At 66.0% G+C, this 8,349-nt stretch carries 9 protein-coding genes; 7 read left to right on the top strand and 2 right to left on the bottom strand.

Annotated features, from left to right (window positions below; translation table 11 throughout):
* Positions 1-43 precede the first annotated feature (43 nt).
* Both EQG76_RS13305 and EQG76_RS13300 read right to left on the bottom strand, forming a co-directional pair.
* The gene (locus EQG76_RS13305) at positions 44-766 is read right to left on the bottom strand and encodes a FadR/GntR family transcriptional regulator (RefSeq protein ID WP_159714077.1); all 723 of its coding nucleotides are present in this window, start codon (positions 764-766) and stop codon (positions 44-46) included.
* On the bottom strand, positions 763-2,202 hold the full coding sequence (locus tag EQG76_RS13300; RefSeq protein WP_159714075.1) for an FAD-binding oxidoreductase: 1,440 nt from the start codon (positions 2,200-2,202) through the stop codon (positions 763-765). Before EQG76_RS13300 ends, EQG76_RS13305 begins: the two co-directional genes overlap by 4 nt.
* Before the next feature lie 176 nt (positions 2,203-2,378).
* Here EQG76_RS13300 and EQG76_RS13295 point away from each other — a divergent pair, with 176 nt between their 5' ends.
* The 7 genes from EQG76_RS13295 (at position 2,379) to EQG76_RS13265 (ending at position 8,263) form a co-directional block, all read left to right on the top strand.
* On the top strand, positions 2,379-3,440 hold the full coding sequence (locus tag EQG76_RS13295) for an amidohydrolase family protein (RefSeq protein WP_159714073.1): 1,062 nt from the start codon (positions 2,379-2,381) through the stop codon (positions 3,438-3,440).
* A complete protein-coding gene (locus EQG76_RS13290; protein WP_159714071.1) occupies positions 3,427-4,197 on the top strand; it encodes an iron-sulfur cluster assembly protein in 771 nt (256 codons plus the stop codon). Before EQG76_RS13295 ends, EQG76_RS13290 begins: the two co-directional genes overlap by 14 nt.
* Positions 4,190-4,600: a lactoylglutathione lyase gene (gene gloA / locus EQG76_RS13285; protein WP_159714062.1), complete on the top strand. Its 411-nt coding sequence runs from the start codon at positions 4,190-4,192 to the stop codon at positions 4,598-4,600. The genes EQG76_RS13290 and gloA overlap by 8 nt, the downstream gene beginning before the upstream one ends.
* 89 nt (positions 4,601-4,689) lie before the next feature.
* Positions 4,690-6,225 (top strand): ABC transporter substrate-binding protein, encoded by a 1,536-nt coding sequence (locus tag EQG76_RS13280; protein ID WP_159714060.1) that lies wholly within the window; start codon positions 4,690-4,692, stop codon positions 6,223-6,225.
* Between the two features lie 71 nt (positions 6,226-6,296).
* On the top strand, positions 6,297-7,253 hold the full coding sequence (locus EQG76_RS13275; protein WP_159714058.1) for a carbohydrate ABC transporter permease: 957 nt from the start codon (positions 6,297-6,299) through the stop codon (positions 7,251-7,253).
* A 1-nt stretch (position 7,254) separates the two neighbouring features.
* Positions 7,255-8,067, top strand: coding sequence for a carbohydrate ABC transporter permease (locus EQG76_RS13270; RefSeq protein ID WP_159714056.1), 813 nt, complete (start codon positions 7,255-7,257; stop codon positions 8,065-8,067).
* A 4-nt stretch (positions 8,068-8,071) separates the two neighbouring features.
* Complete coding sequence (locus tag EQG76_RS13265) at positions 8,072-8,263, top strand: hypothetical protein (protein ID WP_159714054.1); 192 nt, start codon at positions 8,072-8,074, stop codon at positions 8,261-8,263.
* Positions 8,264-8,349 lie beyond the last annotated feature (86 nt).

The following is an 8,349-nucleotide window of genomic DNA, read 5'->3' as shown; positions in this document are numbered from 1 at the left end:
GGATCGCTGCCATGTGCGGACCTCCCAGGGGAGTGCCGCCGGGTCAGACCTGCTCGGTCAGTTCCAGGCGGTAGCCCAGCCGCAGGGCGGCCAGGTGGATGTGCGTGGCCATCGCGTCCTGCGCCCGGGCCGGATCGCGTGCCGCGATGGCGTCGTGGATCGCCGCGTGCTCGGCGATGGTGACCTCGACGATGTCGCCGAGCTCTGCCTCCGGGCGGGCGCGCGTTTCCATGATGGTGACCCGCACCTGCTCGGACAGGAAGCTCACCGCCATGCGGATATAGGCGTTGCCGGTGCCCTCGGCGACCGCCTTGTGGAAGTCGAGATCGGCATCCACCCCTCCGCTCGCCCATTTCTCGGTGCCGCGCATCCGGTCCAGCGCCCGTGCCAGGGCGGCGAGCTGCTCGGGCGTGCGGCGGCGCGCCGCCAGGCCTGCGGCACGGATCTCCAGGATCGCGCGCAGCTCGAACAGGGCCTGGAACGCAGAAGGGTCGGCCAGCGCTTCCGCGTCGAAGCGCAAAGTGGGGGCGGCGGTACGTGCCACAAAGGCGCCGACCCCCTGGCGGGACTGGATAATCCCGTCCGAGCGCAGCCGGGAGATCGCCTCGCGCACCACGTTGCGGCTGACCCCGAAACTGTCGGCCAGCGCCTGCTCGGTCGGCAGCCGATCGCCCGGCTTGAGCCGCTCCTCGACGATCTCCTGCAGGATGCGGCTGGCGATCCTGGAGGGCAGCTGGGGAGTGCGGCCGAGCGCATCGATCTTCATGAGCTGCCTTTCGGCATGGCTGGCTCCAGGATCCGGCCCGGGTTCATCAGGTCGTCGGGATCGAGTGCCCGCTTCAGCCGCCGCATGAGGTCGAGCTGCAGTGCCGGCTTGCGGGCCAGGAAGGCGGCCCGCTTCTTCGTACCGATGCCGTGCTCCGCGCTGATCGAGCCGCCCAGGCGATCCAGTTCGGCGAACACGATCGCCTCGCAGCGCTGGAGGAAGGGATCGGCTTGCTCCGGCAGCAGGCCAAGCGGCGGCACCACGTTCAGGTGGATGTTGCCGTCGCCCAAATGACCATAGGCAAGCGGCAGGCATTCCGGTGCGGTCGCCAGCAGGGCCGCCTCGGTCCGCTCGATGAAGGCCGGGATCGCGGAGATCGGGATCGAGACGTCGGTACGCAGATGCCGGCCGCGCCGGACCTGCGCCTCGATCAGCGCCTCGCGCAGCCGCCAGAAGTCGCGCGCCTGGGTCGTGCTGGCCGCGACCGCCCCGTCCAGGACATGCCCCGCCTCCATGGCCCGCTCCAGGAAGCGCTCCAGGATGGGGCGCAGCTCGACCAGCCCGCCGGTCGAGGCTTCCAGGAGGATGTAGACCGGGGCCGGGTCGAACGGATCGCGCAGATCGGTCGCCACTTCCAGGGCCAGCTCGATGCAGGCCCGCGGCATCAGCTCAAAGGCCGAGAGGAGGTCGCCCATGTCGCGCCGGGCCTGGGCGAACAGCCCGACGGCGCTGGCCAGGGACGGCAGGCCCAGCAGGGCGGTCTCGACCTGGGTCGGGCGCGGGTGGAGCTTCAGGCTGGCCGCGGTGACGATGCCGAGCGTGCCTTCCGCACCGATGAAGAGCTGCTTCAGGTCATAGCCGGTATTGTCCTTGCGCAGCCCGCCCAGCCCCTCGAACAGCCGCCCGTCCGGGAGCACGACCTCCAGGCCCAGGACCAGCTCGCGGGTCATGCCGTAGCGCAGCACGTTGATGCCACCGGCATTGGTCGCGATGTTGCCGCCGATCTGGCAGCTCCCCTCGGCGCTGAGCGAGAGCGGGAAGTACAGGTCATGGGCCCTGGCCGCATCCTGCACCGCCGCCAGGATGCAGCCGGCGTCCGCCACCATCGAGAAGCCGGCGGCGTCGATGCCGCGGATCCGGTTCATCCGCTCCAGGCTGACCACGACCTCGCGGCCACTGTCTGCCGGCGTGCCACCCCCGACCAGCCCGGTATGGCCGCCCTGCGGGATGATCGGCACGCGCATGGCAGCGCAGCGGCGCACCACCTCCTGGACTTCCGCCGTGCTGCGCGGGCGTACGACGACCCGTGCCCGGCCAACATGGTCGCCCGACCAGTCCCGCTCGTAGCGGGCGCGCTCCGCCACCTCCTCGACCGGCCCGAAGCTGCTCAATCCGATCGCGAGTTCGTCGGACGCCGTGGCGGACGTTTGCGCCATGCCTGCTCCGAAAGTTCTTGGCCCGATGGCCGGGCCTCCCTGACCCATCTGGCCCGGACACTTACGGACCGGAGCACTTATAGGGTTGTAGGACAATAGGATTATGCTACGTTCGCCGGCAAGCAGGAATAGGACGCCGATGCAGCCGACCAATGAGCTGCAGAAAGGGGAGGCGGATGTTCGTGACGCCGGAGGGCGACAAGGTCCTCGTCATCGATGGTCACATCCATCTCTGGGATGCGCGTCCGGAAAATCGCCGGAACCGCTACGGCCTGACCTTCATCGAGAGCTTCTGGGGCTCGCATGTCGGCATGACGCCGCAAGACCAGCGCTGGGACTTCGACCGGTTCTGCTGGTACGGCATAGAGGGCGCGGCGAAGGACCTGTTCGAGGACGGTTATGTCGACTACGGCATCATGCTGCCCACGAACCTGCACGACTTCTACGTCAACGGCTTCAACACGATCGACCAGTGCGCGGCCTTCAAGGGGGCCTATCCGGACAAGGTGATCCTGAACGGCCGGTTCGACCCGCGGGACGGCCAGCGCGGCCTGGACCGGCTGGAAGCCGAGCACGCGCAATGGAAGTTCAAGGGCGTCAAGCTCTACACCGCCGAATGGAACGGCGTGTCCAAGGGCTATACGCTGCGTGACGACTTCGTGGCTCCCTACGTGGAGAAGTGCCGCGAGCTCGGCATCAAGAACATCCACATCCACAAGGGGCCGACGATCCATCCGCTCAACAAGGATGCGTTCGACGTGCACGACGTGGACTATGTGGCCACGGCGTTCCCCGACCTGAACTTCGTCATCGACCATTGCGGAATGCCGCGGATCGACGACTTCTGCTGGATCGCCGGGCAGGAGCCCAACGTTTATGGCGGCCTGGCGCTGATCCCGTCCTTCATCCATGCGCGGCCGAAATATTTCGCGCAGATGATGGCCGACCTGCTGTTCTTCCTGGGGCCGGACCGGCTGATCTTCGGCTCGGACTACGGCATCACCAGCCCGAAATGGATCGTCGAGAAGCTGATGGCGTTCCAGTTCACCGACGAGCTGGCGCAGGAGGCAGGCACGCAGCTCACCATGGAGGTGAAGCGCAAGATCCTGGGACTGAACGCGGCCAGGCTCTACGACATCGAGGTGGACCCGGTCTTCCAGATCCCGGTGCCGCCCAAGGAAGACGAGGGCGAGCTGACCCATCCGGTTGTCCCAGGGGGCATCGATGTCGCCGCTTGAGCTGCCGGTCATCGACACGGCCGAGAAGGCCGAAGTCATGGCAAGGCTCGACGAGGTGCTGGATCCGGAGCTCGACCAGTCGGTCACCTCGATGGGCTTCATCGAGAGCGTGACGGTCGAGGGCCGGGTGGTCGACGTGGCCTTCCGCCTGCCGACCTTCTGGTGCTCGGCCAACTTCGCCTTCCTGATGGCGGTCGACATGAAGGCCGCCATCGAGCAGCTGGACTGGGTGGCCGAGGCCAGGATCCGCCTGGTCGACCATTTCGCGGCGCGCAAGATCAACGAGGGTGTGGCCCGCAACGCCCGCTTCGACGAAGTGTTCGCGGGCGAGGCCACCACTGACCTTTCCGAGATCCGCCGCCTGTTCCGTGAGAAGGCCTTTCTCGGCCGGCAGGCCGGCCTCCTGCGGGCGCTGGCGGCCGAGCGGGGCGTGGAGGGGGCGCTGGCGCTGACCCTGGGCGGGCTGCGCGAGCTGGCGCACGGATCGGGCGAGCTCAGGCCTTTGGCGATGCGCTACCTGACCGCGCGTCTGGTGGATGGCGGCCCGGTCACGCCGGATGCGCCGGCATTTACGACCTTGGCGGGTGACGCGGTCCTTGTGGAACGGTACACGCAGCACCTGCGCGAGATCCGCCGGGTGCGCGGTGCTGCCGAGGCCAATGCCGAGATGTGCCGCATGTACCTGGAAGCGCGCTATGCCGGCGCCCGCCCGGGTACCGGCACGATCCTGGAAGGGAAACGGGACGCCCATGGCTGACAACAAGTTTCAGATGATGCACACGATGGTCCGGGTGAAGGACCTCGACAAGTCGCTGGACTTCTACACGCGCCTGCTCGGCATGCAGCTCCTGCGAAAGATGGACTTCCCCGAAGGCAGGTTCACGCTGGCCTTCGTCGGCTACGGGCCGGAAGAGACCCATGCGGTGGTCGAGCTGACCTATAACTGGGGCCAGACCGAGCCCTACGACCTGGGCAATGGCTACGGCCATATCGCGCTGGGCGTGCGCGACATCTATGGGATCTGCAAGGAGCTGGAAAAGGCGGGTGCGAAGATCCCGCGGCCGCCCGGACCGATGAAGCATGGCACCACGCACATCGCCTTCGTCGAGGATCCGGACGGCTACAAGATCGAGCTGATCGACCTCGACACGCGCGGCTGACGCGTCGGCCGGGCCTCGAGCGGTCCGGCCTCTTTTTGCCATGGACGTCGAGAACATCGTCGAGAATGTTCCGACCAGGGAGGTAAGAGATGACCGGAATCCTCCGGCGCGGCTTCACGCGCCGTGACGCCTGGCGCACCAGCGCCGCCTATGCCACCGGCCTGTCGGCGGTGGCCGGCTTCGGTCTGCCCGCCTTCGCCCAGAGCGAGGATGCGGACAAGATCGTGGCCGAGATGGTCGCGGCCAACCCGGACAAGTTCAACCTGTCCAAGATCCCCGAGGTCACGAACAAGGACACGATCACGGTCGTGGTCGAATCGGGCTTCTGGTCCGACTATCTCAAGACCGCGATGATCCCGAAGTTCACCGAAAAGACCGGGGTCGAGGTCGAGGTGGTCGGCATGTCGACCAACGTCATGTACGCCAAGCAACAGGTCGAGCTGCTGGGCGACACGGGCGGCTACGACGTGCTGTCGATGGAAGCGGCCTATGTGCCGGAATGGGCGGCCAACGGCTTCGTGAAGCCGCTCTACGAGCTGGCCACGGAATATGATTCCGAGGGCGTCGACGGCATGGCCGAGTATCTCAAGCCGTTCTACGCCGGCTTGATGACCATGATGACCTACGAGAACCAGCCCTACTCGATCCCCTACAACAACTATACCCAGGGGCTGCACTACCGGGCCGACCTGCTGGAGCACCCGGAAGAGCGCAAGGCGTTCGCTGAGAAGTACGGCTATCCGCTCACCGTGCCGACGACCTTCCCCCAGCTGATCGACGTCGCTGCCTTCTTCACCCGCAAGGCGGGCGAGAACGCGGCCGGCAAGCCTTTGGAGAAGGACCTCTACGGCGTGGCGCTGATGGCCGGCCGCAACGAGCAGATCAACGATGAGTTCAGCGCCATCATTTGGGGCATGGGCGGCGACTGGTTCCGCTCGATCTACGACGTGAAGGGCGTGCTGGAAGGCTACGAGGTGACGATCCCCGACCGGATCAGCATCGTGGCCGCCCAGACCTACATGGAGCTGCTGAAGTCGGCCCCGGCCGCCGCCATGTCCTGGGACTTCCCCGAGGCCGCCAACGCCATGGCCGAGGGCCAGGTGGCGATGGTGCCGTTCATGTACAACAATCTTTGGCCCGTCACCGCCTCGGTCGAGACCAAGTTCCCGGGCACGCACGCCAAGGTCGCGACCGTGCCGGGTGGCAGGCCCTATACCGGTGCCTACGGCATCGGGGTGGCGCACAACGCCAACAATCCCGAGGGCGCCTACTGGTTCGTGAAGTACCTGACCTCGTACGAGGGGCAGATGGCTTATGCGCTGGGCGGCGGGAATCCATGCCGGCGCGACGTGGTGCTGGATCCGTTCTTCCAGACCCAGGAGCGGCGCCTGACCAACGGCGCCTATGCCCAGAACGACCTGGACACTATGGCCTGGACCTACGACGTCGCGAAGAAGGGCCACTTCACCTCGACGGCGATGGGCAAGATCTACTCCGAGCTCGCGATCTCCTGCGCCAAGATCGCCAACAAGGAGATGGAGATCGAGCCAGCACTCCAGGAGCTCGCCGCCAAGATCGTCGACATCCAGGGCCGCAGCGGCAACGCGAAGATCCTGGAAAGCTGACCCTGGGAACGGGGAGGCGTCAGCGCCTCCCCGCAGCGCAATCTCCGGCATCCCTGGGAGACTGGTAGCCGATGCAGGCTCGATCGTCCGTCAGCACCGTTTCGGCCGACGCCAAGGAAGCGATGGCGCCAGCACGCTCGCGCTGGTCCTGGCGTGGCATGGTCGAGGACGATGCCATCTTCAAATGGCTCCTGCTGGTGCCGGCGCTGATCTTCATGGTGGCGCTGGTCATCTATCCCACCGTGTTCGCGGTGGTGACCTCGTTCCAGAAATACATCCTGCCCAGGCCCGCCACCTTCGCCGGCCTCGAGAACTGGCGCTGGGTGGTGAACGACACGGCCTTCTGGTCGGCGTTCCTGACCACCGTGAAGTTCGTGGTGATTGCGGTCGGCGTCGAGCTGGTGCTCGGCACGCTGATCGCGCTCTTCCTCAATCGCGAGTTCCGCGGCCAGACGGTAATCCGGGGCCTGTGCATCCTGCCGCTTGTGGCCGCTCCGTTCGCGACCTCGCTGGCATGGCGGCACCTCTACAATTCCGACTACGGCGTCATCAACTACGTGCTCCAGGCCTTAGGCCTGCCACGGGTCGAGTTCCTGGCCGACAGCTCGATCGCGCTTTACTCGGTGATCGCGATCGATGTCTGGCAGTGGACGCCGCTGGTCATCTTCGTGGTGTTCGCAGCCCTGCGCGGCCTGCCCAAGGAGCCGTTCGAGGCGGCGAAGATCGACGGTGCGTCGGCCTGGTTCACCTTCCGCCGCCTGACCCTGCCGATGATCAAGCCGGTGCTGCTGATCGTCGCCATGCTGCGGATGGTGGAAGCGTTCCGCGTCTACGACATCCTCTACGGCACCACCCGCGGTGGCCCGGGCACCTCGACCGAGACGATCAACTGGCTGATCTTCCGCGAGGGCTTCCAGTATTTCGATCTCGGCCGCGCCACGGCCATGTCGGTGCTGGTGCTGCTCATCGTGCTGGTGCTCACCAACCTCTTGTTCCAGCAGCTCATCAAAGCGATCCGGGCGAACTGAGATGGCACGCAACCTCCTGTTCTGGCTCGGCATCGTGCTGCTGGTCGGCGCCTGCCTGTTCCCGATCCTGTGGATGCTCAACCTCAGCCTGAAGCCGAACGAGCTGGCCCAGGCCGTGCCGCCGGCCTTCTTCTTCGAGCCGACCTTCGAGCACTACCCGACCGCCTGGCGCTCGGCCAATCTCGGCCCGCTGCTCCTGAACAGCGTGATCGTGGCGGTCGGCAGCACGATCCTGGTGCTGCTGGTCTCGGTGCCGGCCGCCTACAGCTTCGCCCGCTACGAGACCTCGCGCGGCCACCTGCTGTTCATGATCCTGTCGACCCGGATGATGCCGGCGGCCGCGATCGTGGTGCCCTACTACCTGATCTTTCGCCAGTTCGGCCTGCTCAACACCCATATGGGCGTGATCTTGGCGCATGCTTTCTTCAACTTCTCGTTCTGCACCTTCGTGCTCTACGGTTTCTTCAAAGAGATCGACCCGAACATCGAGTATTCGGCGATGATCGACGGCTACAGCCGGCCGCAGATCTTCCGCAAGATCATCTTCCCGCTGCTCAAGCCACCGATCGCGGTGGTGACCTCGTTCAGCCTGATGTTCAGCTGGAACGAGTTCCTGTTCGCCTTCGTGCTGACGCGCACTGACGCGTCGCGCACGGTCACGGCCGGCATCGAGCAGTTCTGGACCATGACCGGCATCCAGTGGGGGCCGATGTCTGCGGCAGCGCTCATCGCGATCGCGCCCATGCTGGTCTTCTCGATCTACCTGCAGAAATACATCGTCCGGGGACTCACCTTCGGCGCGGTCAAGAGGTGAGGCGATGGACTGGGGCAACCGCCTGTTCTGGGGCTTCATGGTCTGGGTCACGATCAACCTTCTCTGGCTGCGCTTCCTCGAGCCGGTGGCGTCGATGTGGGTCGGCTGCGCGGTCGGGATCGTCGGCCTCGTCGTGACCATGGTCGTGCTCAAGCGTCTCTACCCGTTCGACGCGGCACCCGTGGGAGACCGGTGATGGACAAGCTGGAACTGCAGGGCATCACCAAGCATTACGGCCGCATGCTGGCCGTGGACGACGTCTCGTTCGCCTGCGCGCGCGGC

This window comes from Geminicoccus flavidas (genome assembly GCF_009806515.1).
GTDB lineage: Bacteria > Pseudomonadota > Alphaproteobacteria > Geminicoccales > Geminicoccaceae > Geminicoccus > Geminicoccus flavidus.
This window is presented reverse-complemented; position numbering and strand designations above follow the sequence as displayed.

What these genes read in the sequence shown, in the direction of transcription:
- EQG76_RS13305 (WP_159714077.1), bottom strand. Translation starts at nt 766, where the DNA reads ATGAAGATCGATGCGCTCGGCCGCACTCCCCAGCTGCCCTCCAGGATC.
- EQG76_RS13300 (WP_159714075.1), bottom strand. Translation starts at nt 2,202, where the DNA reads ATGGCGCAAACGTCCGCCACGGCGTCCGACGAACTCGCGATCGGATTG.
- EQG76_RS13295 (WP_159714073.1), top strand. Translation starts at nt 2,379, where the DNA reads ATGTTCGTGACGCCGGAGGGCGACAAGGTCCTCGTCATCGATGGTCAC.
- EQG76_RS13290 (WP_159714071.1), top strand. Translation starts at nt 3,427, where the DNA reads ATGTCGCCGCTTGAGCTGCCGGTCATCGACACGGCCGAGAAGGCCGAA.
- gloA (WP_159714062.1), top strand. Translation starts at nt 4,190, where the DNA reads ATGGCTGACAACAAGTTTCAGATGATGCACACGATGGTCCGGGTGAAG.
- EQG76_RS13280 (WP_159714060.1), top strand. Translation starts at nt 4,690, where the DNA reads ATGACCGGAATCCTCCGGCGCGGCTTCACGCGCCGTGACGCCTGGCGC.
- EQG76_RS13275 (WP_159714058.1), top strand. Translation starts at nt 6,297, where the DNA reads ATGCAGGCTCGATCGTCCGTCAGCACCGTTTCGGCCGACGCCAAGGAA.
- EQG76_RS13270 (WP_159714056.1), top strand. Translation starts at nt 7,255, where the DNA reads ATGGCACGCAACCTCCTGTTCTGGCTCGGCATCGTGCTGCTGGTCGGC.
- EQG76_RS13265 (WP_159714054.1), top strand. Translation starts at nt 8,072, where the DNA reads ATGGACTGGGGCAACCGCCTGTTCTGGGGCTTCATGGTCTGGGTCACG.